The 26,989-nt window shown below is 69.2% G+C and carries 23 protein-coding genes; 8 read left to right on the top strand and 15 right to left on the bottom strand.

Annotation, left to right across the window (positions count from 1 at the left end):
• Positions 1 to 212: 212 nt before the first annotated feature.
• The 6 genes from mdoH to AC3A6J_RS25695 form a co-directional block, all read right to left on the bottom strand.
• Positions 213 to 2,219, bottom strand: a complete 2,007-nt coding sequence (gene mdoH, locus AC3A6J_RS25670) for a glucans biosynthesis glucosyltransferase MdoH (protein WP_487862831.1) — start codon at positions 2,217 to 2,219, stop codon at positions 213 to 215.
• A gap of 396 nt (positions 2,220 to 2,615) precedes the next feature.
• Entirely contained in the window at positions 2,616 to 4,016 is a 1,401-nt protein-coding gene (locus tag AC3A6J_RS25675) for a sigma 54-interacting transcriptional regulator (protein WP_487862832.1), read from the bottom strand.
• On the bottom strand, positions 4,013 to 4,663 hold the full coding sequence (locus tag AC3A6J_RS25680; RefSeq protein WP_487862833.1) for a hypothetical protein: 651 nt from the start codon (positions 4,661 to 4,663) through the stop codon (positions 4,013 to 4,015). The genes AC3A6J_RS25675 and AC3A6J_RS25680 overlap by 4 nt, the downstream gene beginning before the upstream one ends.
• Before the next feature lie 73 nt (positions 4,664 to 4,736).
• Complete coding sequence (locus AC3A6J_RS25685) at positions 4,737 to 6,164, bottom strand: sensor histidine kinase (RefSeq protein ID WP_487862834.1); 1,428 nt, start codon at positions 6,162 to 6,164, stop codon at positions 4,737 to 4,739.
• The gene (miaB, locus tag AC3A6J_RS25690; protein ID WP_487862835.1) at positions 6,164 to 7,549 is read right to left on the bottom strand and encodes a tRNA (N6-isopentenyl adenosine(37)-C2)-methylthiotransferase MiaB; all 1,386 of its coding nucleotides are present in this window, start codon (positions 7,547 to 7,549) and stop codon (positions 6,164 to 6,166) included. Before miaB ends, AC3A6J_RS25685 begins: the two co-directional genes overlap by 1 nt.
• Before the next feature lie 91 nt (positions 7,550 to 7,640).
• Positions 7,641 to 8,090, bottom strand: a complete 450-nt coding sequence (locus AC3A6J_RS25695; RefSeq protein WP_487862836.1) for a hypothetical protein — start codon at positions 8,088 to 8,090, stop codon at positions 7,641 to 7,643.
• A gap of 174 nt (positions 8,091 to 8,264) precedes the next feature.
• On the opposite strand from AC3A6J_RS25695, the gene AC3A6J_RS25700 reads away from it, so the two are divergent.
• Positions 8,265 to 9,467, top strand: coding sequence for an efflux RND transporter periplasmic adaptor subunit (locus AC3A6J_RS25700; protein WP_487862837.1), 1,203 nt, complete (start codon positions 8,265 to 8,267; stop codon positions 9,465 to 9,467).
• Positions 9,464 to 12,619, top strand: coding sequence for an efflux RND transporter permease subunit (locus tag AC3A6J_RS25705; RefSeq protein WP_487862838.1), 3,156 nt, complete (start codon positions 9,464 to 9,466; stop codon positions 12,617 to 12,619). Before AC3A6J_RS25700 ends, AC3A6J_RS25705 begins: the two co-directional genes overlap by 4 nt.
• 15 nt (positions 12,620 to 12,634) lie before the next feature.
• Here AC3A6J_RS25705 and AC3A6J_RS25710 read toward each other — a convergent pair whose 3' ends face one another.
• The 4 genes from AC3A6J_RS25710 to AC3A6J_RS25725 form a co-directional block, all read right to left on the bottom strand.
• Positions 12,635 to 13,276: a histidine phosphatase family protein gene (locus AC3A6J_RS25710; RefSeq protein WP_487862839.1), complete on the bottom strand. Its 642-nt coding sequence runs from the start codon at positions 13,274 to 13,276 to the stop codon at positions 12,635 to 12,637.
• 22 nt (positions 13,277 to 13,298) lie between these two features.
• On the bottom strand, positions 13,299 to 13,919 hold the full coding sequence (locus AC3A6J_RS25715; RefSeq protein WP_487862840.1) for a DUF4136 domain-containing protein: 621 nt from the start codon (positions 13,917 to 13,919) through the stop codon (positions 13,299 to 13,301).
• A 47-nt stretch (positions 13,920 to 13,966) separates the two neighbouring features.
• Positions 13,967 to 14,902 (bottom strand): tRNA 2-thiocytidine(32) synthetase TtcA, encoded by a 936-nt coding sequence (ttcA, locus tag AC3A6J_RS25720; protein ID WP_487862841.1) that lies wholly within the window; start codon positions 14,900 to 14,902, stop codon positions 13,967 to 13,969.
• Between the two features lie 83 nt (positions 14,903 to 14,985).
• Complete coding sequence (locus tag AC3A6J_RS25725; RefSeq protein WP_487862842.1) at positions 14,986 to 15,957, bottom strand: LysR family transcriptional regulator; 972 nt, start codon at positions 15,955 to 15,957, stop codon at positions 14,986 to 14,988.
• A 98-nt stretch (positions 15,958 to 16,055) separates the two neighbouring features.
• Between AC3A6J_RS25725 and AC3A6J_RS25730 the strand changes: the two genes are divergently transcribed.
• Entirely contained in the window at positions 16,056 to 17,279 is a 1,224-nt protein-coding gene (locus tag AC3A6J_RS25730) for an MFS transporter (RefSeq protein WP_487862843.1), read from the top strand.
• A 33-nt stretch (positions 17,280 to 17,312) separates the two neighbouring features.
• On the opposite strand, the gene AC3A6J_RS25735 is transcribed toward AC3A6J_RS25730, so the two are convergent.
• Both AC3A6J_RS25735 and AC3A6J_RS25740 read right to left on the bottom strand, forming a co-directional pair.
• Complete coding sequence (locus AC3A6J_RS25735) at positions 17,313 to 17,699, bottom strand: dihydroneopterin aldolase (RefSeq protein ID WP_487862844.1); 387 nt, start codon at positions 17,697 to 17,699, stop codon at positions 17,313 to 17,315.
• Positions 17,700 to 17,730: 31 nt separating this feature from the next.
• Positions 17,731 to 18,507 carry an SDR family oxidoreductase gene (locus AC3A6J_RS25740; protein ID WP_487862845.1) on the bottom strand — a complete coding sequence of 259 codons (777 nt, stop codon included), beginning with the start codon at positions 18,505 to 18,507 and terminating at the stop codon, positions 17,731 to 17,733.
• A gap of 51 nt (positions 18,508 to 18,558) precedes the next feature.
• Here AC3A6J_RS25740 and AC3A6J_RS25745 point away from each other — a divergent pair, with 51 nt between their 5' ends.
• The 4 genes from AC3A6J_RS25745 (at position 18,559) to AC3A6J_RS25760 (ending at position 21,695) form a co-directional block, all read left to right on the top strand.
• Positions 18,559 to 19,674 carry a class I SAM-dependent methyltransferase gene (locus AC3A6J_RS25745; protein WP_487862846.1) on the top strand — a complete coding sequence of 372 codons (1,116 nt, stop codon included), beginning with the start codon at positions 18,559 to 18,561 and terminating at the stop codon, positions 19,672 to 19,674.
• 74 nt (positions 19,675 to 19,748) lie between these two features.
• Positions 19,749 to 20,534: a histidinol-phosphatase gene (hisN, locus tag AC3A6J_RS25750; protein ID WP_487862847.1), complete on the top strand. Its 786-nt coding sequence runs from the start codon at positions 19,749 to 19,751 to the stop codon at positions 20,532 to 20,534.
• A gap of 9 nt (positions 20,535 to 20,543) precedes the next feature.
• The gene (locus AC3A6J_RS25755; RefSeq protein WP_487862848.1) at positions 20,544 to 20,738 is read left to right on the top strand and encodes a DUF2905 domain-containing protein; all 195 of its coding nucleotides are present in this window, start codon (positions 20,544 to 20,546) and stop codon (positions 20,736 to 20,738) included.
• 30 nt (positions 20,739 to 20,768) lie between these two features.
• Positions 20,769 to 21,695, top strand: a complete 927-nt coding sequence (locus AC3A6J_RS25760; RefSeq protein ID WP_487862849.1) for an ROK family protein — start codon at positions 20,769 to 20,771, stop codon at positions 21,693 to 21,695.
• Here AC3A6J_RS25760 and AC3A6J_RS25765 read toward each other — a convergent pair.
• The gene (locus AC3A6J_RS25765) at positions 21,668 to 23,173 is read right to left on the bottom strand and encodes an aminotransferase-like domain-containing protein (RefSeq protein ID WP_487862850.1); all 1,506 of its coding nucleotides are present in this window, start codon (positions 23,171 to 23,173) and stop codon (positions 21,668 to 21,670) included. The two genes, AC3A6J_RS25760 and AC3A6J_RS25765, sit on opposite strands and share 28 nt — an antisense overlap.
• A gap of 175 nt (positions 23,174 to 23,348) precedes the next feature.
• Here AC3A6J_RS25765 and AC3A6J_RS25770 point away from each other — a divergent pair, with 175 nt between their 5' ends.
• Positions 23,349 to 23,669 carry a hypothetical protein gene (locus tag AC3A6J_RS25770; RefSeq protein ID WP_487862851.1) on the top strand — a complete coding sequence of 107 codons (321 nt, stop codon included), beginning with the start codon at positions 23,349 to 23,351 and terminating at the stop codon, positions 23,667 to 23,669.
• An 8-nt stretch (positions 23,670 to 23,677) separates the two neighbouring features.
• Here the strand turns inward: AC3A6J_RS25770 and otsA are convergent, their stop codons facing one another.
• Positions 23,678 to 25,063, bottom strand: coding sequence for an alpha,alpha-trehalose-phosphate synthase (UDP-forming) (otsA, locus tag AC3A6J_RS25775; RefSeq protein ID WP_487862852.1), 1,386 nt, complete (start codon positions 25,061 to 25,063; stop codon positions 23,678 to 23,680).
• A complete protein-coding gene (locus tag AC3A6J_RS25780; RefSeq protein ID WP_487862853.1) occupies positions 25,060 to 26,982 on the bottom strand; it encodes a glycoside hydrolase family 15 protein in 1,923 nt (640 codons plus the stop codon). The genes otsA and AC3A6J_RS25780 overlap by 4 nt, the downstream gene beginning before the upstream one ends.
• Positions 26,983 to 26,989: the final 7 nt, after the last annotated feature.

Consider the following 26,989-nt stretch of genomic DNA (forward strand, 5'->3'; position numbering starts at 1 on the left):
TACAACCTCAAGCGGGTGTTCAACATGAAGGGAGCGCCCTGGATGCTCCGGGCGCTGGGGGGCTGAGGCCCTTGGGGGAATCGCTCGCCTAACGAAAAATGCCCCGCTCTCGCGGGGCATCTCGATCTAAGCGGGCGGCAGCCTATTTACACAGACTGACAGGGGCCGGCTTTTTCTTGTGCGCTCCTCGCGGAGCGTCGGAGGTCAGCGCATCAGGCCACCGCCAGGGCGGCCGGGCGCGCGAGGCGCAGCGCATGCATCCAGGCACGGCGCAGCACTGCCGGCGAACGCGATTCCTCGGGAATCAGCAGAAAGCCGCGGTCGCGCAGCGACGTGCCCAGCGCGATCTGGCTCGTCAGCACGGTGAGCGGGATCGCCAGCAGCAGCGGCAGGCCGACCGGCATGAGCCACAGCAGCGCGCTCGCATCGATCATCGCGACACCGAGGGCCAGCGCGCCGACCACCAGGCTCATCGGGGCGAGCTGCGACGCGGCGATCTTCCACGGCACGGCAGCGGCTTCGCGCGGGGGCGACTTCCAGTCGAGCTTGATGCCGGTGAGGGCGACCACCACGAACAGCGAGTGGGCCAGCATGCGCACCGGCGCCTGCACGATCGCCAGCGCGCTCTCGAGCACCGAGCTCTTCACCAGGCCCCAGACGCCGCCGTACTGGCGCTGCTCCTTGCGCATCAGCACCGCAATGATGCCCAGCAGGCGCGGCAGGAACAGCAGGCACAGGGTCCAGACCCAGAGGCCGGCCAGTTCCGCCGGCAGCACGCTCCAGCTCGAGATCAGGCTCGAGCCGTTGAGCCACAGTGCGGTGCCGAGCGTCAGGAATGCGAGCCACAGCGGTGCCGAGGCGTAGGCCATGGTGCCGGTCACGAACATGGCGCGGTGCACCGGGTGAATGCCGGGTTCAGCCATCAGGCGGGCGTTCTGCAGGTTGCCCTGGCACCAGCGGCGGTCGCGCTGCAGTTCGGCCAGCAGGTCCGGCGGTTGCTGCTCGTAGCTGCCGACGAGGTCGGCGCAGAGCCACACGTTGTAGCCGGCTCGGCGCATCAGCGCGGCCTCGACGAAGTCGTGCGACATGATGCCGCCCGACATGCCACCGGTGCCCTTGATCGGCGCGAGCGCGCAGTGCTTCATGAAGGGCTCGACGCGGATGATCGCGTTGTGGCCCCAGTAATGCGATTCGCCCAGTTGCCAGAACTGCATGCCCAGCGTGAACAGGCGGCCCGTCACGCGGGAAGCGAATTGCTGTGCGCGGGCATGCAGCGTCACGTGGCCGATGGCCTGCGTGGCGGTCTGGATGATGCCGGCGTTCGGGTTGGCTTCCATCAGCTTGACCATCGAGGTCAGGCAGTCGCCGCTCATCACGGAGTCGGCGTCGAGCACGACCATGTAGCGGTAGTCCTTGCCCCAGCGGCGGCAGAAGTCGGCGACGTTGCCGGCCTTGCGGTGCGTGCGGCGGGTGCGCAGGCGGTAGTAGACCTCGACCTGGGGCTGGTTGGGGCTTTCGGCGAGCGCGGCGCGCAGGTCTTCCCAGGCGGCGCGCTCGGCGGCGGCCGTCTCGGGGTTGTAGCTGTCGGACAGCACGAACACGTCGAACTGCTGCGCGTGGCTGGTGGCCGCGACCGATTCGCAGGTGGCGCGCAGGCCGGCAAACACCGTGGCCACGTCCTCGTTGCAGATCGGCATGATGATCGCGGTGCGCGCCTCGGGATTCATCGGGTGGTCCGCCACCTGCTTGGCCGAGAGCGAATGCTTGTCACCGCGCAGCGAGACGTAGAAGCCCATGAGCGCGGTCACGAAGCCGGTGACGACCCAGCCCGAGAGCAGGCCGTAGAGGCCGATCTGGCCGTATTCGAGCCAGACGTTGTCGTAATCGGGCTGCACGCCGGCGAACAGCGCCGACGCTACCAGGGTGCTCAGCACCGTGAGCAGCATGAAGGCGTTGCGGCGGCGGGCTGCGGCGCGCTGCCAGGGCAGCGTGGCTTCGGCCGGCGCGGCCTTGGCGCGCGCGCCGCCGGCGCCGAGCTTGACCAGCAGGGCGGTGCCCATGCTGTTCCAGAAGCCGCGCCAGGGGCGCGGGGCCATGGAACCGCGGTTCATTGGCGGTGCGGTCACCGAATTGGGATGGCGTTCTTCGCGCACCGGGCTGCGGTGCGAGAAATCGATGTCGGCCAGCACATTCAGTTGGGAGAAGTCGTTCGGCTTCATGTGATTTACCAACGTTGCTTGTCGAGGGAGGAAGAAGAGGTGTCGCCAATGGCAGGAAAGCGCTTGATCACGCAATCCGGTTCAGCGCCCGCCGAGCCCGGGAACGCGGCCGGCGAATGCCCGCCGGCACGGGGCCGGACGGGGGAAAACTGCTTTTGACGCAGGCCGTCGCGCTGCGGACGCAGTGCGAAAGATGGGCTGTGGAGTGCTGTCATGCCAGTACAGGGGCAAACCCTGTGCCAGCTTCGAAAAGCGCTTATGGATCAACGGCTTGGCGCGATCCGGAGGCTTTTCGGGGCGCCGCAGGCGCCGCGCGGGGCCGGAAACCCCTCTTTTTGTCGCCGAACCCCGACAAGTGCCGGAGGCGTCTGCACAATATCTTTAAAAATCAACGACTTAGGGTTGTCGCTCGTCGGCGACGGACTCCCCGGGGCCAGCGACAACGTCGGCTTTGAAGTGGCCAGGCGTGAGCTCGTGCTTCTGCAGCAGGCGGTAGAACTCGGTGCGGTTGCGATCGGCCAGGCGGGCGGCATCGGCCACGTTGCCATCGGTCAGCTTGAGCAGCCCGACGAGATAGTCGCGCTCGAAACGCTGCTTGGCCTCGGCATAGGTCTGGACCTCGACCGTGGGCACGCGCAGCGCCCGCTGCACCAGGGCCAGCGAGATCAGCGGCGAACTCGACAGCGCGCAGACCTGCTCGACCACGTTGTAGAGCTGCCGCACGTTGCCGGGCCAGGCCGCAGTGGCGAGCGCCTTGAGCGCCTCGGGCGCGAAGCCCGACAGCCGCTTGCCGTATTTGGTGGAGAGCTTCTGCAGGAAATGGTTGGCCAGGAGCGGAATGTCCTCGCGCCGGGCCGACAGCGGCGGCAGCGTGAGCGTGACCACGTTGAGCCGGTAATACAGGTCTTCGCGGAACTGGCCGGCAAGCATGGCCGCGTCGAGGTCGCGGTGGGTCGCCGAGATGATGCGCACGTCGACCTCGATCGACTGGCTCGCGCCGAGCGGGCGTACGGCGCGCTCCTGCAGCACGCGCAGCAGCTTGACCTGCAGCGCGGGCGGCATGTCCCCGATTTCGTCGAGCAGCAGCGTGCCGCCGTCGGCCTGCTGGAACAGGCCCTTGTGGTTGGCGTGGGCGTCGGTGAAGGCGCCCTTCATGTGGCCGAACAGCTCGGATTCGAGCAGCGCCTCGGGAATGGCGCCGCAGTTGACCGCCACGAAGGGCTTGTCGGCGCGTGCGCTGGCGCGGTGGATGGCGCGTGCCAGCAGCTCCTTGCCGGCGCCGCTGTCGCCGCGCAGCAGCACCGAGGCATCCGACTTGGCGACCATGCGCGCCTCGGCCAGCAGTTCGGACATGCGGTTGCTGCGGCTCACGATCTCGGCGCGCCAGCTCTCGTCGCCCGACCGGGCGGGCGTGCTCGCGGGCGCCCCGAGCGCGAGCGCCTGCGCGATCTTCTCGAGCAGTTCGCGGCCGTCGTAGGGCTTGGTGAGGTAGGTGAAGACGCCGCGCGCGGTGGCCTCGACCGCGTCGGGAATGGTGCCGTGTGCCGTCAGCAGGATCACCGGCAGCGAGGGATGGCGCTTGCGGATCTCGTCGAACAGCTGGAGCCCGTCGCGCCCGGGCAGCCGCACGTCGCTGAGCACCAGCTGCGGATGCTCGATCTCGAGCTGTGTGAGCGCGGTTTCGGCCGAGGTCACGGCCGTGACCTGGTAGCCGGCCGAACTCAGCCGCATCGACAGCAGCCGCAGCATGTCGGGGTCGTCGTCGACCACGAGCAGGCGTGCGCCGGTCGTGCTCATCGCGGGTTGGCCGGCGGCGACAGGGCCGGCGCCGGCGCTGTGTTGGGCCGCGCGAAGCTGCGCTCGATGGCGCGCAGCGCTTCGATGCGGTCGTTGAGCTGGTCGATGCGGCGCTGGCTTTCGCGCACCTGCTGCACCTGCTTCTCGCGGTCGTCTTCGACGCGGCGCTGCTCGATGTAGCGGGCGGCGAGCACGCGCGCGAGCGGGTGCAGCGGCTGCGCTTCGGGCGAGGGGTTGGCGATCACGCGCTGCAGCAGGCCCAGCGCGCGCGCCAGGTCGGCCGGCACGCGCGTCTGCGCGAGCAGCAGCGCGAGCTGCATCTGCGCGGTGGGCGAATCGCCCGGGTCGCCAGCGCGGGCGATCTCGGCATTGAGTTCGTTGCCGCCGAGTGGCCGGACCTTGTCGGCGTAGGCCAGCATGGCCGCGACCGGGCCCTGGGTCATGAGCGTGAAGAGCGATGCCGGCTGCGTGGCGGGCGCCTTGGGCTCGGCTTCGACCGGCATCACGCGCGGCGCCGCGGGCGGCGGCGGCAGGGCCTCGGCCTCGGCGGGCGGCGGAGGCTGCGTCGCGCAGGCGGCCAGCAGCAGGGCGAAAGGCAGCACCACCGCTGCGCGAAGGGGCGAGCTGCGGACGAACGGAAAGGGCATGGATCGGCGAAGAAAGATCAAGACGCGGTGTTTTTCTGAGGAGTGGACGCCAAAAAGGCTCGAGGGGGAAGGCTCAGGCCGTGCGCGGCAGTTCGATGCGAAACCGTGCGCCGGGCCCGCCTGCCTGCAGGGCGATGCGGCCCCCATGGGCAGCAATGTACTCCTGCACGATGGAAAGACCGATGCCCGTGCCCTTGACGGCGTGCTGGGGCTGGCGTTCACCCCTGAAGAACGGCTCGAAAATGCGGTCCCGGTCGCCTTCGGCAATACCCGGGCCAGCGTCGTTGACATCGATGTAGGCTGCGTCGGGCGTGCCCGAGACGGCGATCGTGATGACCCCGCCGCGCGCCGAATACCGGATCGCGTTCGACAGCAGGTTGGCAATCGCCGTGCCCAGCTTGGTGCGGTCCACCGCGAGCGCGATCGGCTCGCCCTCGGCCCGCACGCGCAGGCCGTGGGCCTGCCACTGCAGGCGCTGCGCCTCGATCTGCTCTTCGATCAGCGGCAGCAGTTCGGTGCGCTCGCGGCGCAGCTCCCGGGCCTCGAAGGCGGCCGCATTGAAGCGCAGCAGGGCCTCGATCTGGCCCTGCAGCGCGACGGTGTTCTGGTTCAGGATCTGCGCCACTTCGAGCTGCGCCGGGTTCAAGGGCCCGGTGACACCGTCCTCGAGCAGCGAGACCCCCTCGCGCAGCGCCGCCAGCGGCGTCTTGAGCTCGTGCGACACATGGCGCAGGAAGCGCGCCTTGTCGGCATCGAGCTCGGTCAGCCGCAGCCGCAGCCACTCGAGCTGCTGCGAAAGGCGCCGCACGTCGGCCGGTCCGCGGATGTCGATCGGCTCGTCGAGCCGGTTCTGGCCCAGGCCGACGATCGCGTGCTCGAGCCGCTTGAACGGCCGCGCGAGCCAGATGCCGAAGGCCAGCGCCAGCGATACGGCGAGTACGCTCGCCGCGACCACTTCGCGCATCAGCCGGCGGCGCGCGTTCTCGATGCGCTTGGCCAGCGCGTCGTTCTGCAGCTCGATGAGGAACTGGGCCTGCTGCGCCAGGTTGGTGTTGAGCGAATCGAGTTCGCGAAACTGCATCGCCATGCTGCTCTCGCGCGACAGGGCGCTTTCGGGGTTGCCGCTCATCAGGCTCTGGATTACGCCGAGCTGGGCGCGCCACATCTCGATGCCGGCCGGCGCCAAGCCGTTGCCCGCCATGCGCTCGAGCACCTGGTTGGCCTCGCGCGCGGCGTCGTCGAAGCGGCGGCGCAGCACCGCGTCGTTGAGCACCAGCGATTGGCGCCCGGCGCGCTCCATGGCGGCGCTGCGCTCGGCCAGCGACTGGGCCGCGCCCGACAGCCGCAGTGCGCGCGCCGCGGCGTCGCGGCTCTGGGTCATGAGCGCGTCGTACTGGAACACCGAGCGCAGCGCCACGCCCACGAGCAGCGCGGTGATCAGCAGGAAGGCGAAAAGCAGGAGCTGCTGGAACGAGCCCCGTCTCGATGACTGCTTCGCCATCAGACGGGGAGCGCAGCGCCTGCGCTCGAACTCGGCACTGTGGACGATTCGCGCAGGACCACTTCGCCGCGCAGCGTGTAGGCCAGCGAGCGCGCGATGCGCAGATCGACCATCTGGCCGACGAGCCGGCCCGCCAACTGGGGCGGGCCTTCGAAGTTGACCACGCGGTTGCACGCGGTGCGGCCCATCAGTTCGTTCGCGTCCTTGCGCGAGGCGCCCTCGACCAGCACCCGCTGCGTGCTGCCGACCAGCGCATCGCCGAAGCGGCGCACGTTGCCGTCGATCACCTTCTGCAGGGTCTGCAGCCGCGCGAGCTTCACCTCGTGCGGCGTGTCGTCGTGCAGCGCAGCGGCCGGCGTGCCGGGGCGCGGGCTGAAGATGAAGCTGAAGCTGTTGTCGAACTGGCAGTCGTCGATGAGCTTCATCATCTTGTCGAAATCTTCGGCGGTCTCGCCCGGGAAGCCGACGATGAAATCGCTCGACAGCGCGAGCTCGGGGCGGATGGCGCGCAGCTTGCGCACCGTGCTCTTGTATTCCATCGCCGTGTAGCCGCGCTTCATCGCCATCAGGATGCGGTCGCTGCCGTGCTGCACCGGCAGGTGCAGGTGGCTCACGAGCTGCGGCACCTTGGCATACGCCTCGATGAGCCGCGGCGTGAACTCGTTCGGGTGGCTCGTGGTGTAGCGGATGCGCTCGATGCCGGGGATCTCGGCCACGTACTCGAGCAGCAGCGCGAAGTCGGCGATCTCGGCCGTGTCCCCCATGCGGCCGCGGTAGGCATTGACGTTCTGGCCCAGCAGCGTGACCTCGCGCACGCCCTGGTCGGCCAGGCCCGCGATTTCCACCAGTACGTCGTCGAGCGGCCGGTTCACCTCTTCGCCGCGCGTGTAGGGCACCACGCAGTAGCTGCAGTACTTGGAGCAGCCTTCCATGATCGAGACGAAGGCGGTCACGCCCTCCACGCGAGCGGGCGGCAGGTGGTCGAATTTCTCGATCTCGGGAAAGCGGATGTCCACCTGCGGGCGGTCCAGGCGCTCGCGCTCGGCGAGCATCTCGGGCAGGCGGTGCAGCGTCTGCGGCCCGAACACCACGTCGACGTAGGGCGCGCGCGCGATGATGGCCGCGCCCTCCTGGCTCGCGACGCAGCCGCCGACACCGATCTTCACGCCGCGGGCCTTCAGGTGCTTGACGCGGCCGAGGTCGGAGAACACCTTTTCCTGGGCCTTTTCGCGCACCGAACAGGTGTTGAAAAGAATCAGGTCGGCTTCCTCGACGTTCTGCGTCGGCTCGTAGCCTTCGGCGGCATTCAGGACGTCGGCCATCTTGTCCGAGTCGTACTCGTTCATCTGGCAGCCGAAGGTTTTGATAAAGACTTTCTTGCTCATGGGACTTTCCTGGCCCTCCCTGGCGGGAAGGCGGGTGCGGCCCTGCGGTGCGGGCTGCGGCGCACAGCGGGCAGGGCGCCCGCTGGCATTCTTATTGCGTGTTGAGGGTGTCGTTCCTGGCGAACGGCCAGATGTTGAGCAGCGGCTTGTCGAGCGACTCGCGCCGGGCGACGGCTTCGTCGGGCGTCAGGATCCAGACCTCGCGCAGCAGGCCGGCGGCGTCGCGCGTGTAGTTGACGAGGTATTTCTGCCCCGTGATCGCACCCGACATGACGAGCATGTTCTGCGGGCTGCGGATGCGCGCGCCGGGTGCCATGCGGTCGGGCTTGCCATCGAGTTCGACATCGACGCCGTCGACGACCATGAACTTGCCGCGCAGGGTGCCGACCGGGAAGGTCCGCCCGCCGACGAGCGACTCGTTTTGCGTCTGGGGCCGGGGCAGTTCGGACTGGGCTGCCGCGCCGACCGAAAAAAGGCAGGCAACCCCTGTGCAAACTGCTATGAAAGTGAGAGCATTCGTGGGTTTCTTGCAGCGGTTCATGGGGTATATCCAGAGGCTGTGGAGTGGCAATTCTAGCCAGGGGGCCGGGTGCGTCTTTGTTATCGGCAAAGGGGCATTTAGGAGTCTCTTTACTTATCTTTACGGCACTCGTGGACACTTCGGTTCGGCCGCTGCTCCAATAACCGGCTGTCAGCCCAAAGTGCTCAAGAACCCATGAAGAAAAAAATCGTCCTCGCCCTCGCGGGGGTGCTGATCGTCGCTGTCGCGGGATGGTGGTGGGGCGCGTCCGGCGACCGTGCGGCAGCGCAGACTGCCGCGACCTCGGCGCCCGGCCAGGGCGCGCCGGCTGCGCTCGTGACGCTGGCCACCGCCGAGCGGCAGGATGTGCCGGTCACGGTGCAGGTGAATGGCAGCGTGGTCTCGCTCAACAGCGTCGACCTGCGCCCGCAGGTGACCAACACGGTGCGCGCGGTGCACGTGAAGGAAGGCCAGTTCGTCAAGGCAGGGCAACTGCTCTTCACGCTCGACGACCGCGCCGACCAGGCCAATATTGCGCGCGCCCGCGCCCAGCAGAAGCGCGACGAAGCCACGCTGGCCGACCTCGAACGCCAGTACCGCCGCAGCCAGGAGCTGCTGGCGCAGAACTTCATCTCCAAAAGCGCGGTGGACGCCACGCTCTCGCAGCTCGAGGCGCAACGCGCCGCGGTCGCGGCCGACCGCGCGGCCGTGCAGTCGGCGCAGGTGGCGCTCGACTACGCCACGCTGCGCGCGCCGATCGCCGGGCGCATCGGCGCCATCAACATCTACCCGGGCACGCTGGTGCAGCCCACGCTGTCGCTTGTCACGATCACGCAGCTCGACCCGATCGCGGTGAGCTTCCCGGTGCCCGAGGCCAACCTGCAGGACCTGCTCGCGGCGGCGCGCAGTGGTGCCCGCATCGAGGCGCTGGTGCCCGGCCGCAAGGAGCCGCTGAACGGTGTGCTGAACTTCGTCGACAACGCGGTCGATCCGCAGATCGGCACCGTGCGTGCCAAGGCCGAGTTCGCCAATGCCGACCAGGCGCTCTGGCCCGGCCAGTTCGTCGCCACCCGCGTCACGGTGCGCACGCTCGCCGGCGTGACGGTGGTGCCGGCGGCGGCGCTCGTGATGCTGCCCGAGGGCGCCACGCTCTACGTGGTCGACCAGGCGGCCGGCACCGCCACGCGCCGCAAGGTGCAGGTGCTGCACACCTTCGGCACCAAGGCCGCGGTCAGCGGCCTCGAGCCGGGTGAGCGCGTGGTCATCGAGGGCAGCCAGAACGTGCGCCCCGGCGGCAAGGTGCGCATCGACGCCAAGCCCGTGCCGCCCGGCACCACCGGCGTCACGCCCGGCAGCGCGGCCTCGTCGGACACCGCCGTCCCGCGGGAACGCGCATGAACATCTCGGAGCTCTGCATCCGTCGTCCCGCGATGACGGTGCTCCTGTCGGCGGCGGTGGTGGTGGCGGGCATCTTTGCCTACCTCAGCATTCCCGTTGCCGCGCTGCCGAGCTACAACACGCCGGTCATCAACGTCAACGCGCAGCTGCCGGGCGCGAGCCCCGACACCATGGCGTCGTCGGTGGCGCTGCCGCTCGAAAAGCAGTTCTCGACCATTCCGGGCCTGCAGACCATCAGCTCGGTCAACACGCAGGGCGTGAGTTCGATCACGCTGGAGTTCGTGAGCAGCCGCAACATCGACGATGCCGCGGTCGACGTGCAGGCCGCGCTGCTGCGCGCGCAGCGCCAGCTGCCGCAAGAGCTCACGCAGTTGCCGTCGTACCGCAAGGTGAACCCGGCCGATGCACCGGTGCTCTTCATCGCGCTGATCTCGCCGTCGATGAACCCGGCGGAGCTCAACGACTATGCCGAGAACCTGATCGCGCCCACGCTGTCGACCATCGAGGGCGTGGCGCAGGTGGCGGTGTACGGGCGCAAGGCGTTCGCGGTGCGCATCAAGGCCAACGCCGACCTGCTCAACGCGCGCAACATCACGCTCGACGAGCTGGCCCGCGCCGTGAATTCGGCCAACGCCAACACGCCGGTCGGCGTGCTCGACGGGCCGCGCCAGACGCTCACCATCCAGGCCAACCGCCAGCTCACCAAGGCCGAAGACTTCGCCAAGCTCATCATCGGCCAGCGCAACGGCGCGCCGGTGCGGCTCGACGAGGTGGCCACCATCGAGAACAGCTTCGAGTCGGTCAAGACCGCGAGCAGCTTCAATGGCCAGAGCTCCATCACGCTCGCGGTGCAGCGTCAACCCGATGCCAACACCGTACAGGTGGTCGATTCGGTGCGCGCGCTGATCCCGCGCTTCAAGTCGGAGTTGCCACAGTCGGTCGAACTCAACGTGGTGAACGACCGCTCGCTGTCCATCCGCGAGGCGGTGCATGACGTGCAGCTCACGCTGCTGGGCACCGTCGCGCTGGTGGTGCTGGTGATCTTCCTGTTCCTGCACCGGCTGGTGGCCACGCTGATTCCGGCCGCGACCATCCCGATCTCGCTGATCGGCGCGGTGGCGCTGCTCTACGCCTTCGGCTACAGCCTGGACAACGTGTCGCTTTTGGGCATCACGCTGGCCGTGGGCCTGGTGGTGGACGATGCCATCGTGGTGCTCGAGAACATCATGCGCTACGTCGAGAAAGGCATGGAACCCATGGCCGCCGCGCTGCGCGGTGCGCGCGAGGTGGGCTTCACGATCGTCTCGATCTCGATCTCGCTGGTGGCGGTGTTCATCCCGATCTTCTTCATGCCGGGCGTGATCGGCCTGCTGTTCCACGAGTTCGCGGTGGTGGTGGGGCTGGCGGTGCTGGTGTCGGCGGTGGTGTCGCTCACGCTGGTGCCGATGCTCGCGAGCCGGCTGCTCAAGCAGGTGCCGCGCAAGGAGGGGTCGGGCGTCGACCACGAGGAAGAGCATCCGGAGCCGGGCACCGCCATTGGCCGCGGCTTCGAGCGCGGCTACCGCTGGGTGCACGGCACCTACATGCGCACGCTCGACTGGACGCTGGACCACCGCGGCCTGATGCTCGTGGTGGCCGGCGCCACCTTCGTGCTCACCGCCTGGCTGTTCATCTCCATTCCGAAGGGCTTCTTCCCCGAGGAGGACATCGGGCAGATCCAGATCACCACCGAGGCCGCCGAAGACATTTCGTTCACGGCCATGAAGGCGCTGCAGGACCGCGTGGGCGAGGCGCTCCGGGCCGACCCGAGCGTGGACTACGTGAGCTCGTTCGTCGGCGTCGGTGGCCCGACCGCCACCCAGAACGCCGGGCGCATGTTCGCGGTGCTCAAGCCGCGCGGCGAACGCCCCGCGATGCCGGTCGTGCTCGAGTCGCTGCGCCAGCGCTTTCGCGAGATCACGGGCGTGGCGGTCTACATGCAGCCGGTGCAGAACCTGCGCCTGGGCGGCCGCGCGAGCAAGGCGCGCTTCCAGTACACGCTGCAGAGCGTCAATGCCGGCCAGATGCTGCCGTGGGCCACGCGGCTCATGGAGCGCATGCGCGCCGACCCGATGTTCCGCGACGTCACCAGCGATTCGCAGAGCCGCGGCCTGCAGGCCACGCTGGACATCGACCGCGACAAGGCGGGCGTGCTCGGCGTGGCCGTGGGCGACCTGCGCACCGCGCTCTACAACGCCTACGGCGACCGGCAGATCGGCAGCATCTATGCCGCAAGCAACACCTACCAGGTGATCCTTTCGGCCGCCGACAGCGACCGCCAGTTCGAGGACGACGTCGCGCGCCTGTCGGTGCGCAGCACCAGCGGGCAGCTGGTGCCGCTGTCGGCGTTCTCGACCGTGCGGCGCACCGTCGGCCCGACCTCGGTCAACCACCAGGGCCAATTGCAGGCGGTGACGGTGTCGTTCAACCTCGCGCCCGACGTGCCGCTCGGCAACGCGACCGCCCGGATCGCCCAGTTCAAGGACGAGCTGGACATGCCGCCCTCGATCATCACCACCTACGGTGGCGACGCGGCGGTGTTCCAGAGCTCGCAGTCGAGCCAGGCCGTGCTGCTGGTGCTGGCCGTGCTGGTGATCTACGTGTTGCTGGGCGTGCTGTACGAGAGCTACATCCACCCGCTCACCATCCTCGCGGGGCTGCCCTCGGCGGCGATCGGTGCGCTGATCTCGCTGAAGATCTTCGGCTTCGACCTCACGCTGATCGCGACCATCGGCATCCTGCTGTTGATCGGCATCGTGAAGAAGAACGCGATCATGATGATCGACTTCGCGCTCGATGCGCAGCGCACCGAGGGCATGAAGCCGGTCGATGCGATCCGCGAGGCCTGCCGGCTGCGCTTCCGCCCGATCCTCATGACCACGCTGGCCGCGCTGATGGGCGCGCTGCCGCTCGCCCTGGGCCTGGGTGCCGGCGCCGAACTGCGCCAGCCGCTCGGCGTGGCGGTGGTCGGCGGGCTGATTTTCTCGCAGGTGATCACGCTCTACATCACGCCCGCGATCTACCTCGCGCTCGACCGCTACAGCGGCACGGGGCCGATGATCGACCTGCCGAAGGAAGCGCAGGCCGAGGTGTCGCAGCACTCGCACGCCTGAGCCGGCAGGGCGCACTCAGGTCGTCGTCTCGTCCAGTGCGTCGCCCACGAGGTGCGCCGTGTCGCTCCAGCCGACGAGGCTGAAACCCTCGGGCGTCCACAGCATGCGGTTGATGGCCGCATTGCCAAGCTGCCAGGTGCGCGGCGCCTGCAGTTCCTGGCGCGTGGCGGCGCGGTAGAGCACGTCCATCACGCCGCCGTGCGCCACCAGCGCCACGAGCTGGCCCGGATGGCGCGCCGCCAACTGCGCGGCGATGCGCGTGATCCGCTCCCGGAACACCAGCAGGCTTTCGCCGCCCTCTGGCTCGAATTCGGGGTCGCGCTGGCGCCAGCGCCGGGCCTGCTCGGGCAGCGTGGCCTCGATCTCGGCGAAGCTCATGCCTTCGAAGCGGCCGAACGCGCGTTCGCGCAGGCCCGGCTCGGACTGCACGGTCAGCCCGTGCGGCTTGGCGATCTCTTCGGCGGTCTGCCAGGCGCGCGACAGGTCGCTCGCATAGATCGCGCCGATCTCCTCGTGGGCCAGCGCCTGGCCGACACGGCGCGCCTGCCACAGGCCCGTGGCATTGAGCCCGATGTCGAGCTGGCCCTGGATGCGCGTGTCGACGTTCCAGGCGGTTTCGCCATGGCGAACGGCAATCAGTCGGGTGGTGTCTTCCATCGGGCCGGATTCTAGAAGCCGCTCAAGGCTTCTTCGCCGGAGCGAGCTCAATGTTCACGCGGCGCTCGCCGGGCGGCGGGTTCGGAAAGCCCTGCAGCGCCGCATCGAACATCACCGGAAGGATCGTGGCGCTGCGGTTGTAGGGGCCGTCGTTGCGTGCACGGGTCTCGTAGACGACGCGGTTGGTGCCGGCCTCGCGCAGCACGATGCTCACCTCGCGCTCGTACCAGGGATTGGCGGGCGGCGTGAAGGCTGGGCCGCCATACCAGCCACCGCCGTACCAGCCGCGTGCATGGCCCGGGTAGCCGTAGCCATAGCCCCAGGGCCCGTCGAAGAACCACGGGTCGGCCCAGGGCGAGAGCCCCGCCGTGACGCGCGCCGAGATCTGCGCGCTGTAGCTCGGGCGCTCGTCGTCGCGGCGCAGCCCGACCTTGGCGAGCGCCGCGGCCGCCATGGCTTCGAGCGATGCCTGCCGTTCGGAATCGGCCTGCTGCGATGGCAGGCGCTCGAAACGGTAGCCGGCGCCGGGCGGCACCGTGCCGCCGAGGGACGAAAAACTCTTCACGTCGCTGTCGACCACCCAGCGGGTGGCGCAGCCGCTCAGCACTGCAATCAGAAAAAGAGCGAGGAACGCACGTTTCATGGAGGGTCTCCGGGCCCGCTGGCCCCAAATTCCCCTGGGTTGCCGCCTCAGCCCTGCGCGATGCGCAAGGCCGCCGGTGCCTGGGAGAGCAAGTCGAAAGAGGGCGGATCGAAGGCCTTGTCGCCGTCATCGTCCGCCACGCCGGTCGCCTTCAGACCCTTGAAGTCGTGCAGCGTTCCGTCGAGCAGGTGCGAAGGCACCACGTGCTGCATCGCGTTGAACATGTTCTCGACGCGGCCGGGGAACTTGCGGTCCCATTCGCGCAGCATCTCGCCGACCTGCTTGCGCTGCAGGTTCTCCTGGCTGCCGCAGAGCGTGCACGGAATGATCGGGAACGCGCGGTGCTGGGCCCAGCGCACCAGGTCCTTCTCGGCCACGTAGGCGAGCGGCCGGATCACGATGTGCCGGCCGTCGTCGCTCACGAGCTTGGGCGGCATGCTCTTGAGCTTGCCGGCGAAGAACATGTTGAGGAAGAAGGTCTGGAGCATGTCGTCGCGGTGGTGACCCAGCGCGACCTTGGTGGCGCCCAGCTCGTCGGCCACGCGATACAGGATGCCGCGGCGCAGCCGGCTGCAGAGGCCGCAGGTGGTCTTGCCCTCGGGGATCACGCGCTTGACGATGCTGTAGGTGTCCTGGTTCTCGATGTGGAAGTCGACACCGAGCTCGCTAAGGTAGCGCGGCAGCACTTCCTCGGGAAACCCGGGCTGCTTCTGGTCGAGGTTGACGGCGACGATGTCGAAGTGGATCGGCGCGCGCGCCTTGAGCTTCAGCAGGATGTCGAGCAGGGCGTAGCTGTCCTTGCCGCCCGAGACGCACACCATCACCTTGTCGCCTTCCTCGATCATGTTGTAGTCGACGATGGCGCGGCCCACCTCGCGGCACAGGCGCTTCTCGAGCTTGTGCGTCTCGCGCTCGATCTTCAGGGAGTTGGCAGGGGCGGCACCGGCGTCGGCGGGCGCTTCGTCGATCCAGACGGCGTTCATGGCTGGCTACTTCGGGGGTCGGGGAAGGGCCCCGATTGTCCCCGATCCCCATCTCGCATGCCGCGCGGCGCGGCAATCCCGGCTCAGTCGGGCGGGAACGCGCTGCGCATCGCCTCCACGAAGAGGCGCAGCCGCGCGGGATAGAAGCGCGCATACGGATAGGCCAGGTAGACCGGCGCCGACATGGCGCGCCACTCAGGCACCAGGTGCACGAGCCGCCCCGCGGCGATGTCGTCGGTCAGCATCCAGGCCGAGGCCACGCCCGCACCCAGGCCGAGCACCGCCGCGCTGCGCAGGGCGTAGAGGCTGTCGGTCAGCAGGCGCGGGCGGATCGGCACCCGCGCCGTCTCGCCCGTGCGCTCGTGCGTCAGCACGACCTCGGTGCGGTAGAAGTTGCGCGCGGCCAGCCACGGCAGCGCCGCGAGTTCGCGCGGGTGGGCCGGCACCGGCGCTGCCGCCGCGCCTTCAACGCCTTCGAAGAGCGCCGGCGCGGCCACAGCGATGCGCGGCACCTGCGACAGCCGGATAGCCACCAGCGCCGGGTCCGTCACCTCGCCGACGCGGATCGCGCAGTCCACGCCCTCGGCGATGAAATCGGGCGTGCTGTCCTGCGGGCTGTCGTGCAGCAGCCACTCGACGGTCACTTTCGGATGCCGGTGCAGGTAGGCCGCGAGCGGCCCGACCAGCAACTGCTGGCCGAACGCATGCGGCGCCACCACGCGCAACCGGCCTTCGGGCTGGTCGCCGGCACCGCGCAGATCGGCCTCGAAGGCGCTCCAACCGAGGATCAGGTCCTTGGCGCGGTCGAAGCAGCGCTCGCCGTCTTCGGTGAGCTTCATCGCATGGGTCGAGCGTTGCAGCAGCCGCACCCCCAGCGAGCGCTCGAGCGCCTGCAGGCGGCGGCTCACGGTCGGTTGGGTGGTTCCCATCTGCAGGGCCGCGGCCGAGAGGCTGCCAGCCTCGACGATGCGAACGAAGGTCTGCATCAACTCGATCCGGTCGACAGGGCCGGGCACCGCATGCGCCGGCGTACCACTCAGAAGACGTTTGCTCATACGCACAGCGTATATCAGTTCTGCGGCGCGGGCGGCTACCCGCAGCGGGCATTGGGCTTCACACTCCGTCCATGCTTCGAAAACCAAGGGTAAATACCATGTCTCCTATTCAACCTTCGCATGATCAGCTCCCGAGGTCGCTGATCCTGCTGCTGGCGGCCAGCGCTGGCCTCGGGGTGGCGGCGCTCTACTACAGCCAGCCCATGCTTGGCGTGCTCGGGGCCGACATCGGCGCGCCGGCGCGCACGGTCGGCTTCGTGCCGACGCTCACGCAACTCGGCTATGCGCTCGGCATCCTGCTGCTGGCGCCGCTCGGCGACCGCTTCGACCGCCGCCGCCTTATCCTGGCCAAGGCCGCGGTGCTGGTGCTCGCGCTGCTCGGCGCGGCGTTCTCGCCGTCGATCGTGCCACTCCTGGCCGCCAGCCTCGTGATCGGCCTCACCGCCACGCTGGCGCAGGACGTGGTGCCGGCCGCCGCCACGCTGGCGCCCGAGGCGCACCGCGGCCGCATCGTGGGCACGGTGATGACGGGGTTGCTGCTGGGCATCCTGCTGTCGCGCGTGCTCAGCGGTTTCGTGGCCGAGCACTTCGGCTGGCGCGCGATGTTCGTGGCGGCGGCCGCCAGCATCGCGCTGGTCGGCATCGCCGTGGCCCGCGGCCTGCCGCACTTGCGCCCGACCACGCAGCTGGGCTACGGCGCGTTGCTGGGTTCGCTCGCCAGGCTGTGGCAGCGCCATGGCGCGCTGCGCCGCGCCACCTTCGCGCAGGCGCTGCTCTCGGTGGGCTTCAGCGCCTTCTGGTCGACGCTGGCCGTGATGCTGCACGGCGCGCCGTTCCACCTCGGCAGCGCGGCGGCCGGCGCCTTCGGGCTGGCCGGTGCCGCGGGCGCGCTGGCGGCACCGCTGGCCGGGCGCCTGGCAGATCGCCGCGGTCCCGAGCTGGTGATCCGCATCGGCGCCGCGCTCGTGGCCGTGTCCTTCGCGGCCATGCTGTTCGCGCCGCTGATGGCGCCCGCGGCGCGGCTCGGCTTGATCGTGGCCAGCGCCATCGGCTTCGACTTCGGGCTGCAGGCCGCGCTGATTGCGCACCAGACCGTGGTCTACGGCATCGATCCCGCGGCGCGCGGCCGGCTCAATGCGGTGTTCTTCACGGGCGTGTTCATCGGCATGGCGGCGGGCTCCGCACTCGGCGCGCTGGTGCTCGCGCAGTGGGGCTGGCCGGCGGTGGCGCTGCTCGGCGTGCTGTCGGGGCTCGGTGCGCTCGCGGTGCGGTTGTGGCCCGCGGGTGGCAGGGGTGCAGCGGCCTGCGGCTCGGCCGCCTGAAAAAGGAAGACGCCGCTCAGCGCGTTTGGCCGTTCACCACTCGCCGGATTCCATGCGGATCGCGACTTCGCAGTCGTCGAAGATCTCGAGCTTGGCGATCTTCACGCGCACACCCTGCACCCCGGGCAGCTGCAGCAGGCGCTGCACCAGCTTGCCGATCAGGCTCTCGAGCAGGTTGACGTGCTCGGCGGTGCACTCGTCGATGATGATGCGGCGCACCTTGCGGTAGTCGAGCACGTGAAAGATGTCGTCGTCCTGCGGCAGCAGCGGCTGGGCACCGAGGTTGAGCTCGGCATCGACCTGGATCGGCTGCGGCGCCGCCTTCTCCTGGTCGAGGATGCCGAGGTTGGCGTCGAAGCGCAGGCCCTGCAGCGTGAGGGTCTGGCGGCCCAGCGGGGGCGGTGGCGTGGGGTTGGACATGGTGGGTGCCTCGTGCCTTCTTCTTGTCTTCTCACATGAGCGAGAAATCGCGCTCGAATTTCATCAGGTGTTGGCCGCCGTCGACCAGCAGAGTGGTGCCGGTGATCGAGCGATTCTCGAGCGCGAACTTCACGGCCGCGACCACGTCTTCGGGCGTCGAGGAGCGCCCGAGCGGCGACAGCTTGTGCAACTGCGCGAACTTCGCGTCGTCGAGCATGTGGCTCGGCAGCGTGAGCCCCGGCGCGACGCCCACCACGCGCACATGCGGCGCGAGCGCCTGGGCCAGCATCGGCGTCGCGGCCTCGAGGGCCGCCTTCGAGAGCGTGTAGCTCAGGAAATCGGGGTTCGGGTTCCAGAGCTTCTGGTCGAGCATGTGCACCACCGCGCCCTGGGTGCCACGCGCCGCGACATGCTCGTGCAGCGCCTGCGCCAGCAGGATCGCCGCGCCCGTGTTGCTGCGGGCATGGCGCTCCATGAGCGCGTAGCCGAAGGTGGCGGCCGCGTCGTGCTCGAACAGGGCGGCGCTGTGCACCACGGCGTCGACACCGCGGAAGCGCGCGACCACGCGGGGCAGGAGCGCGCGCGTGGCCTGCTCGTCCTCGAGCTCGGCCGCGAACAGGGCCGAGTCGCCCGAAAGCGCGGCGCAGTCGGCCACCGTGCGCTCGGCCTCGGCGCGCGAGTGGCGATAGTGCACCGCGACCTGCCAGCCGCCGGCGGCGAGCGCCAGCGCGATCTCACGACCCAGCCTGCGGCCTGCGCCCGTGACGAGAACGGTGCGGCGGTCGGCGGAGGGCGTTGCGGGGCTCATGCGGGGAAGCGACGAAGGAAGAGGGCGAGTGAGAGGGTGGAGAATGGCGCCGTGACGACGACGACATCCCCCGGCAGTTTACCCATCGCCCTCGACCATCTCATCGCGCGTTCGGTCGAACGCGCGGGCGGCTGGATCGGGTTCGACCGCTTCATGGCGCTGGCGCTCTACGCGCCCGGCCTCGGCTATTACGCCAACACGCTCGCCAAGTTCGGCCACATGCCGGCCTCGGGCAGCGACTTCGTGACGGCCCCCGAACTGACGCCGATGTTCGGCGCGACGCTCGCGGTGCAGGTGGCCGAGGCGCTCGAGAGCACGGGCACCGACACCGTCTGGGAATTCGGAGCCGGCTCGGGCGCGCTCGCGGTGCAGCTGCTGCATGCGCTCGATGGCTTGGGCCGCGGCGACGTGCGCTATCGCATCGTCGACCTGTCGGGCACGCTGCGCGAGCGGCAGCAGCAGGCGCTCGCGGGCCATGCGGGGCAGGTCGAGTGGCTCGACGCGCTGCCCGACTCCATGCAAGGTGTGGTGGTCGGCAACGAGGTGCTCGATGCGATGCCGGTGCAACTGCTCGCGCGCGTGGGAGGCCAGTGGTTCGAGCGTGGCGTGGTGCGCCAGGCCGGCAACGAGGGCTGGGCCTGGGCCGATCGCGAGACGCCGCTGCGTCCGCCCGTCGAGGTCGAGGGCGCGCACGACTATCTGACCGAGGTCCATCCGCAGGCGCGGGCCTTCATCGCCACGCTCGCCGACCGGCTCGAAAAAGGCGCGGCATTCTTCATCGACTACGGCTTTCCCGAGCACGAGTACTACCACCCGCAGCGCCACATGGGCACCGTGATGTGCCACCGCGCGCATCAGGTCGACGGCGATCCGTTGTCCGACGTGGGCCAGAAGGACATCACGGCCCACGTCGACTTCACCGGCATCGCGCTGGCGGGGCAGGACGCGGGGCTCGAGGTGCTGGGCTACACGAGCCAGGCACGCTTTCTGCTGAACTGCGGCCTGCTTGCGCGCATGGAGGCCGGCTCGGTGGCCGAGCGCGCAATGGCGGCGCGGCTCGTGCATGAGCATGAGATGGGCGAGCTGTTCAAGGTGATCGGGTTTGCTGCGGGCGGGGCCTGGGATGCGGTTGGGTTCGCGGAAGGTGACCGCAGCCACAAGCTCTGAGCGGCTGGGCCCCGCCTCGAACGGCCCCGGCTCGGGTCTAATCGCATTTTTGGCCCGCGCAAAGTTCCTGCCCCATGAGCCCTTCCACGCCCGATCTCCTGTCGATCGCCCATGCCCTGGCCGATGCCGCCGCGGCACAGTCGATGCCGTATTTCCGCACGCCGCTCGACATCATCACCAAGGCCGACGAGAGCCCCGTGACGCTCGCCGACCGCGCGGCCGAGACGGCGATGCGCGAGATCCTGCTGGCCCGGGCGGCGGCCGACGGCATCTTCGGCGAGGAACACGGCCAGGAGCGGCTCGACGCCGAGCGCATCTGGGTGCTCGACCCCATCGACGGTACGCGCAGCTTCATCACCGGATCGCCGCTCTGGGGCACGCTGATCGGCGTGCTGCAAGGCGGCCGCGTGGTGCTCGGCATGGTCGACATGCCGGTGCTCGCGGAGCGCTGGATCGGCCAGGCCGGCCAGGGTGCCACGCGCAATGGGGAGCCGGTGCGCGCAAGCGGCTGCACCGAGCTGGCCCGGGCGCGCATCGTGACCACATCGCCCGACATCTTTGCGCCGGCCGACTGGCAGGCTTTCGACCGGCTGAGCCGCCAGTGCGCGATGCGCCGTTTCGGCGGTGACTGCTACGGCTATGCCCAGCTCGCGGGCGGCACCATCGACCTCGTGGTCGAGACCGGCCTGCAGCCCTACGACTACCTCGGCCCCGCAGGCCTGATCGAGGCCGCAGGCGGGATCGTCACCGACTGGGAAGGCCGTCCGCTGGGGCTCACGCCCGACTGCCGCGTGATCGCCGCGGCCACGCCCGAACTCCACCGGCAAGCCCTGGCCGTTCTGGCGGGCCTGGCGGCCTAGACTGTCACCATGATCCGCTGGCTGCTCGTCGTCGTCCTCGCCTTGGTGCTCATGAGCGGGCTCACCGCCTGGCTGCGCCGGTTCGGCTTCGGACGGCTGCCCGGCGATTTCGAGTTCCGCGCGTTCGGCCGCGACTGGCAGTTGCCGATCGCCAGCACGCTGGTGCTCAGCATGATCGCGGCGCTGGTTTCGCGCCTGATATAGACAACCGAGAGACAAAGGGAAGAACGACGCATGAGAGCCTGTGTTGACATCGGCGGCACCAAGATTGCCGTGAGCCTTTCCGCTTCGAGCGATGCGCCGCTCGTCGGCCGGCGCAGCGAGCCGACCGCCAAGACCGGCGACAACGATGCCGTGGCGGTGCAAATCATTCGCATGATCGACGAGGTCTGCGCCGAGCAGGGCATCTCCGCCGCCGACATCGACCGTGTGGGCGTGTCGTCCACCGGACCCTTCGAGCTGCGCGACGGCATGGTCGAACTGGCCACGCCGAACATCTGCGGCGGCATCGCAGGCCCGGCGCGCGGCCTGCCGAATGACTGGATGACGGCCATCGTCGAGGCGCCGCTTGCACAGCGCTTTCGCAGCGTGCGGGTCGAGAACGACGCGGTGGCCGCGCTCGAGGCCGAGCGCCACTGGGGCGCGCTGAAGGGACTGGACCACTGCGCCTACGTCACCTGGAGCACCGGCGTGGGCGTGGGCCTGTGCGTGGACGGACGCGCGCTGCGCGGCAAGAACGGCAATGCGGGCCATGCGGGCCACAGCTTCGTGGTGGACGATGCGAGTGGTGCCCTCTGCGGCTGCGGCAACCTCGGCGACGTCGAGGCGCTGGTGGCCGGCAACTCGATGGCGCGACGCTTCGGGCAGTCCGCGCCCGACCTGTTCACGGCCGCGTCGGCCGGCGAGCCGCATGCCACCGAAGTGGTCGATGCGCTGTGCCGCGTGCTGGGCCGCATGCTCTACAACCTCGTGGTCACGCTCGACCTGCAGCGCATCAGTCTCGGCGGCAGCGTGTTCTGGCATCACCGCGATTTCCTGCTGCCGCGGCTCCAGGCGCAGGTCGACGGCAGGCTCGCACCGCTCACGCGCGGCGTGCTGCTGGTGCCCGCAGGGCTCGGCGACACGATCGGCGACTACGCGGCGCTTGCGTTGCTGGACTGAAGCCGGTGCGCCGCGGGCTGCGGCACCGCGGCGCTGTGGCCGCGCAGCAGCGCCTCGGTGATCTGGCCCAGCCGGCGGAGGCCCGTGGCGACTGCCTCGCCGTACGGCCAGCCGCAATTGATCCGCAGGTAGTGGTCGAAGCGCGAGGAGTTGGAGAACAGCGTGCCGGGCGCCACCACAATGCGCTCTGCAAGCGCAGCATCGAACACGCGCGACGACGAAAGCCGCTCGGGCAGCTCGATCCAGAGCTGCAGCCCGCCGGGCGGCAGATTGATCCTCGTGCCCGAGGGGAAGTGGCTGGCGATCGCATCGGCGGTCTGCTCGCGCTGCGTCTTCAGGCAGGCGCGCAGGTGCCGCAGGTGGCGGTCATAGGCGCCAGTGGCCATGAAGAGCCCGGCCGCGCTTTGCGACAGGCCCTCGTTGTTGCGCGTCTGCGCATACTTGAGCATCTCCACGCGCGCCTGCCAGCGGCCCGCGGTGATCCAGCCCAGGCGCAGGCCGGGCGCGAGAATCTTGTGCAGCGACGCGCAGTGGATCACGTTGCCGACGGTGTCCCACGACTTCAAAGCGCGCGGCGGGCCCTGCGCATCGACGAGTTCGCTGTAGGTGTCGTCCTCGATCAATGGGATCGCATGCCGCTCGCACAGCAGCGCGAGCCGCGCCTTGTGGGAATCGGGCATCACACTGCCGAGCGGGTTCTGCAGGTGCGGCACCACCACCACGGCCTTGATGTTGTCGTAGGTGCGGATCGCGAGCTCCAGCGCTTCGATCGAGAGGCCGGTCTGCGGACTTGTCGGGATCTCGAGCGCACGCATGCCCAGGCTTTCGAGCACCTGCAATAGGCCATAGAAGGTGGGCGATTCCACGGCGACGGTGTCGCCGGGCTGCGCGACGGCGCGCAGCGCGAGGTTGAGCGCCTCGATGCAGCCGTTGGTGACCAGCACGTCGTCGGGCGAGATCGTCATGCCCACGCGCAGGCTGCGCTGGGCGACCACCTCGCGGAACTGGCGATGACCCTTGAGCTGCGCCGCGACCGTGAGCATTTCGGGGTGCCGGCGCAGCATGCGGGTCATCGCGTTGCGGAGCGCCTCTGCGGGATACAGCTCGGGCGCGCCGCGCGCGATCGAAAGGTTGAGCTTCTCGGGCAATTGCCGGCGGCGCGCCACGAAGTCCGACACCTTGGCGTGGATGCCCACGTACTGCGCCGGGTCCGGCGGTACGCCGGCCGCAGGCTCCTCCAGCGGCGCGATCGCGAGCCGCTTCGGACGGCGCACGAAGTAGCCGGAGCGGTCGCGCGCCTCGACCCAGCCGTCGCTCTCCATCGTGCGGCACAGCTGCAGCGCGGTCGAGAGGCTGATGTCGTGCAGCTGCATCAGGCGGCGCAGCGAGGGCAGCTTGTCGCCCTGCCGGAGCGAGCCGGTGTGAATCGCATCCACGTAGTGCGCTGCAAGCTGGCGGTAGAGCGGTAGCGAGTCCATGGCGTCGATGGTCCCTCGATCGTGCGTTCGGAAACAGATGCAGTTGTGGGGGAAAACGACCATAACAGATGGCCCGGAGGCAGCGCTGTTCCGGTGCGAATCGCCCTGGCGTGTGCCTGTTTCGGAAGGGCTCGGCTTCCTACGATGGACCATCCGAATCCACAAGGCGCAGCCCATGTCACCCCTCACGCTCGAACCTCCTCCCGCTACCATCGCCCTGCAGCCGGGCGAGGCGTTGCGCACCGCGCTCGACCGCGCGACCTGGCTCGAAGTCCGGCAGGGCTCGGTGCTGCTTGTCGCGCCGCCGTCGTGGCTCGGCGAGACGGTGTTCACCGCGCAGACGAGGCTGGGCGAGGGCGAGGTGCACCGCATGGCACGTGGCGGCTGGGTCGAGCTGGTTGCATTGACGGCGGTGCGCCTGCGCCTCCATGCGCCCGCACCGTCGGTGCAGGCATCACCAGCGGTCCGGTGGCTACGCCGGCTGGCCGGCGGCTGAAGCGGACGCTAGCGCTGGCTGGCTGCCTGGCGCAGCGCATCGAGAAAGCTGCGGCGCCACCAGTGGATGTCCTGCTCGCGAATGCGCGCGAGCAGTTTCGTGTGGCGCTCGCGGCGCTCCTCGAGCGGCATCTGCAGTGCCTGCTGCACCGTCTCGGCGGTGCGGTGCGTGTCGTAGGGGTTGACCAGCAGCGCCTCCTTGAGCTGCTCGGCCGCACCTGCGAAGCGTGAGAGCACCAGCACGCCCGGATCCTCCGGGTCCTGAGCCGCGATGTACTCCTTGGCGACGAGGTTCATGCCATCGCGCAGCGGCGTCACGAGTCCGACGGCGGCGGCACGGCACAGCCCCGGCACGCGCTTGCGCGCCACCATGCGGTGGATGTAGCGCACCGGCATCCAGTCGAGTTCGCCGTAGTCGCCGTTGATCGCACCGCACAGCGACTCGAGTTCGCGCCGGATGTCGCCGTAGGCGTCGACCGTCTCGCGCGTGGGCGAGGCGATCTGGATCAGCGTGGCGCTGCGGCGGTTCTCGGGGTAGTTGGCGAGCAGTTCGCTGAAGGCGCGCACGCGCTGCGGAATGCCCTTGGAGTAGTCGAGCCGGTCGATGCCCAGCAGCAGTCGCCGCTGCGAGTATTCGCGCCGCATGGTGTCGAACATGTCGCGCGACTCCTTGGCATGCGTGAGCCGCGTGAACTCGTCCACGTCGATGCCGATCGGGAACGCGCTGCAGCGCACCGTCTGCCCGTAAGCGCGGTACATGTCGTCGCCGAGGTATTCGCCGTTGGCTTCGTTGCGCACGTAGTGTTCGAAGTGCTGCACGTCCTGCTGCGCCTGGAAGCCGATCAGGTCGTAGGAGAACAGCGAGCGCATGAGCCATTCATGCTGCGGGACTGCCGCGATGATGATCTGCGGCGGCAGCGGAATGTGCAGGAAGAAGCCGATGCGCTGCTTGCAGCCCATCGCGCGCAGTTCGGCCGCGAGCGGCATCAGGTGGTAGTCGTGGATCCAGATGATGTCGTCTTCCTTCAGCAGCGGCATGAGCTTGCGCGCGAACAGCTGGTTCACTCGCCGGTAGCCGCCGATGAAGCCGGCATCGAAATGGGCAAGGTCGAGCCGGTTGTGGAAGACCGGCCACAGCACGTCGTTGCTGTAGCCGAGGTAGTAGCTGTCGTGGTCGTCACGGCTCAGGTCTAGCGTGGCCAGCGTGACCTTGCCGGCCTGCTGCACATGCAGCTCGCCTTCGCCGGTGGGACCTTCCTCGACGATCTGGCCACTCCAGCCGAACCAGAGCCCCCCGCTTTGCTGCAGGCTTTCGCCGAGTGCCACGGCCAGGCCGCCGGCCGCGGGCTTGCGTGGGTCGGCCACGCGGTTGGATACGACGACAAGACGGTTCATATGGCGGAGTCCCAGGGCGCCGAGAGCCGCATCGCCGCGTTGATGATGCCGACCATGGAATAGGTCTGCGGAAAGTTGCCCCACATCTCGCCGGTGACGGGATGCGTGTCTTCGGAGAGCAGGCCGAGCGGATTGCGGGCCGCGAGCATGGTCTCGAAGATCTGGCGTGCTTCGGCCTTGCGGCCGATCTTGGCAAGCGCGTCGATGCGCCAGAAGGTACAGATGTTGAAGGCGGTCTCGGGCTTGCCGAAGTCGTCGGCCGCTTCGTAGCGGCGCATGTAGGGGCCGTCGCAGAGCGACTTCTCCATGGCGTCGACGGTGGAGACGAAGCGCGGATCGCGCGCGTCGATCAGGCCCACCTCGACCATCAGCAAAATGCTCGCATCGAGTTCGTGGCCGCCGAAGCTCTCTGCGAAGGCCTGCCGCTCCTCGCACCACGATTTGTCCAGGATCTCTTCCTTCATGCGCGCGGCATGGCCCTGCCAGTAGGCGGCGCGCTCGGGCAGCGCCAGCGCATGGGCGATCTTGCCGAGCCGGTCGCAGGCGGCCCAGCTCATCAGGGCCGAGCTGGTGTGCACGCGGGCGCGGGTGCGCAGCTCCCACATGCCGGCATCGGGCGTGCCGTAGACGCGGATCGCCTGCTCGCCCACCGCTTCGAGGTGCGGGAATTCCGCCACGCCCGCGGGGCTCAGCAGGCGCTGGTCGTGGAAGGCCTGCGCCGCGCCGAGCACGATGTTGCCGTACACGTCGTGCTGGAAGTGCTCTTGCGCCTGGTTGCCCACGCGCACCGGCCCCATGCCGCGGTAGCCCGGCAGGTGCTCGACCATGGATTCGGGCAGTTCGCGCTCGAGTCCGATGCCGTAGAGCGGCTGAATGTGCTCGCCGTGCGAGCCGATCACCACGTTGCCGAGCCAGCGCAGGTAGTCCTCCATGGTGCCCACTTCGCTCAGCGAGTTGAGCGCGCGCACCACGAAGAAGGCGTCACGCAGCCAGCAGTAGCGGTAGTCCCAGTTGCGCTGGCTGCCCGGCGCCTCCGGGATGCTCGTGGTCATCGCGGCGACGATGGCGCCGGTGTCCTCGTAGAGCGAGAGCTTGAGCGTGATCGCGGCGCGGATCACCGCGTCCTGGTATTCGAACGGAATCGCAAGCCGCTTGCTCCAGGTGCGCCAGTAAGCGATGGTTTCCTGCTCGAAGGCCCGCGCGGTATCGGCAATGCCGTCGAGCAGCGTCTCGTCGACGCCGAACATGAAGTTGTACTCGCGCGAGAGTACGAACGGCTGGCGCGCGAGGATGTGCGAGATCGAGGCGTCGGTGTTGAGCCGCAGCGTCACGTCGGGCCCGACGTAGCGGATGTGGTTGCTGCCGCGCGTGACCTCCACCGGCGCCGAGGCGCCCCACTGGAAGCGCGGATCGAGCGACACGCGGATGCGCGGCGAACCCGCGAGCGGCCGCACGCGGCGCACCAGCATGAGCGGGCGAAAGTAGCGCGAGCGGCTGTAGAAGCGCGGCGCAAAGTCGGTGATCTCGATGCCCTGGCCGGCGCTGTCGAACAGCTGGGTGCGCAGCACGGCGGTATTGGGCTCGTACCATTGCTTGCTCGAGGCGAAGTCCTCGATCTCGATGGCCCAGGCGCCGGCCTCGTCGCCCGGGTGCAGCAGGGCATTGAAGACCGGGTCGCCGTCGAAGCGCGGCAGGCAGCACCAGACGATGCGCCCGCGGGCGTCGACCAGCGCGCTGTAGGCGCAATTGCCGATCACGCCGACGTCGAGCGAAGGCTCGGCCGGCGGGGCGAAGCCGCGCGGCACGGCCGAGGTGGCGGCGCGGGGATCGACCGGGGCCTTGTCGGCGGGCCCGGCCGCGCCCGCGAGCGAAGTGCCCGCGCGGTCCTCGGGCGCCTTCGGCAACTGCAGTTCACTCATCCGGTCG

The sequence above is a fragment of the Variovorax sp. Soil_C_39 genome (genome assembly GCF_057656815.1).

Excerpts from the sequence above, each read along its gene's own strand:
- AC3A6J_RS25740 (WP_487862845.1), bottom strand. The coding sequence starts at position 18,507 with ATGAGCCCCGCAACGCCCTCCGCCGACCGCCGCACCGTTCTCGTCACG.
- mdoH (WP_487862831.1), bottom strand. The coding sequence starts at position 2,219 with ATGAAGCCGAACGACTTCTCCCAACTGAATGTGCTGGCCGACATCGAT.
- AC3A6J_RS25705 (WP_487862838.1), top strand. The coding sequence starts at position 9,464 with ATGAACATCTCGGAGCTCTGCATCCGTCGTCCCGCGATGACGGTGCTC.
- ttcA (WP_487862841.1), bottom strand. The coding sequence starts at position 14,902 with ATGAACGCCGTCTGGATCGACGAAGCGCCCGCCGACGCCGGTGCCGCC.
- AC3A6J_RS25675 (WP_487862832.1), bottom strand. The coding sequence starts at position 4,016 with ATGAGCACGACCGGCGCACGCCTGCTCGTGGTCGACGACGACCCCGAC.
- hisN (WP_487862847.1), top strand. The coding sequence starts at position 19,749 with ATGAGCCCTTCCACGCCCGATCTCCTGTCGATCGCCCATGCCCTGGCC.
- otsA (WP_487862852.1), bottom strand. The coding sequence starts at position 25,063 with ATGAACCGTCTTGTCGTCGTATCCAACCGCGTGGCCGACCCACGCAAG.
- AC3A6J_RS25765 (WP_487862850.1), bottom strand. The coding sequence starts at position 23,173 with ATGGACTCGCTACCGCTCTACCGCCAGCTTGCAGCGCACTACGTGGAT.
- AC3A6J_RS25710 (WP_487862839.1), bottom strand. The coding sequence starts at position 13,276 with ATGGAAGACACCACCCGACTGATTGCCGTTCGCCATGGCGAAACCGCC.
- AC3A6J_RS25700 (WP_487862837.1), top strand. The coding sequence starts at position 8,265 with ATGAAGAAAAAAATCGTCCTCGCCCTCGCGGGGGTGCTGATCGTCGCT.
- AC3A6J_RS25680 (WP_487862833.1), bottom strand. The coding sequence starts at position 4,663 with ATGCCCTTTCCGTTCGTCCGCAGCTCGCCCCTTCGCGCAGCGGTGGTG.
- AC3A6J_RS25685 (WP_487862834.1), bottom strand. The coding sequence starts at position 6,164 with ATGGCGAAGCAGTCATCGAGACGGGGCTCGTTCCAGCAGCTCCTGCTT.
- AC3A6J_RS25725 (WP_487862842.1), bottom strand. The coding sequence starts at position 15,957 with ATGAGCAAACGTCTTCTGAGTGGTACGCCGGCGCATGCGGTGCCCGGC.
- AC3A6J_RS25715 (WP_487862840.1), bottom strand. The coding sequence starts at position 13,919 with ATGAAACGTGCGTTCCTCGCTCTTTTTCTGATTGCAGTGCTGAGCGGC.
- AC3A6J_RS25770 (WP_487862851.1), top strand. The coding sequence starts at position 23,349 with ATGTCACCCCTCACGCTCGAACCTCCTCCCGCTACCATCGCCCTGCAG.
- AC3A6J_RS25780 (WP_487862853.1), bottom strand. The coding sequence starts at position 26,982 with ATGAGTGAACTGCAGTTGCCGAAGGCGCCCGAGGACCGCGCGGGCACT.
- AC3A6J_RS25695 (WP_487862836.1), bottom strand. The coding sequence starts at position 8,090 with ATGAACCGCTGCAAGAAACCCACGAATGCTCTCACTTTCATAGCAGTT.
- AC3A6J_RS25730 (WP_487862843.1), top strand. The coding sequence starts at position 16,056 with ATGTCTCCTATTCAACCTTCGCATGATCAGCTCCCGAGGTCGCTGATC.
- miaB (WP_487862835.1), bottom strand. The coding sequence starts at position 7,549 with ATGAGCAAGAAAGTCTTTATCAAAACCTTCGGCTGCCAGATGAACGAG.
- AC3A6J_RS25735 (WP_487862844.1), bottom strand. The coding sequence starts at position 17,699 with ATGTCCAACCCCACGCCACCGCCCCCGCTGGGCCGCCAGACCCTCACG.
- AC3A6J_RS25760 (WP_487862849.1), top strand. The coding sequence starts at position 20,769 with ATGAGAGCCTGTGTTGACATCGGCGGCACCAAGATTGCCGTGAGCCTT.
- AC3A6J_RS25755 (WP_487862848.1), top strand. The coding sequence starts at position 20,544 with ATGATCCGCTGGCTGCTCGTCGTCGTCCTCGCCTTGGTGCTCATGAGC.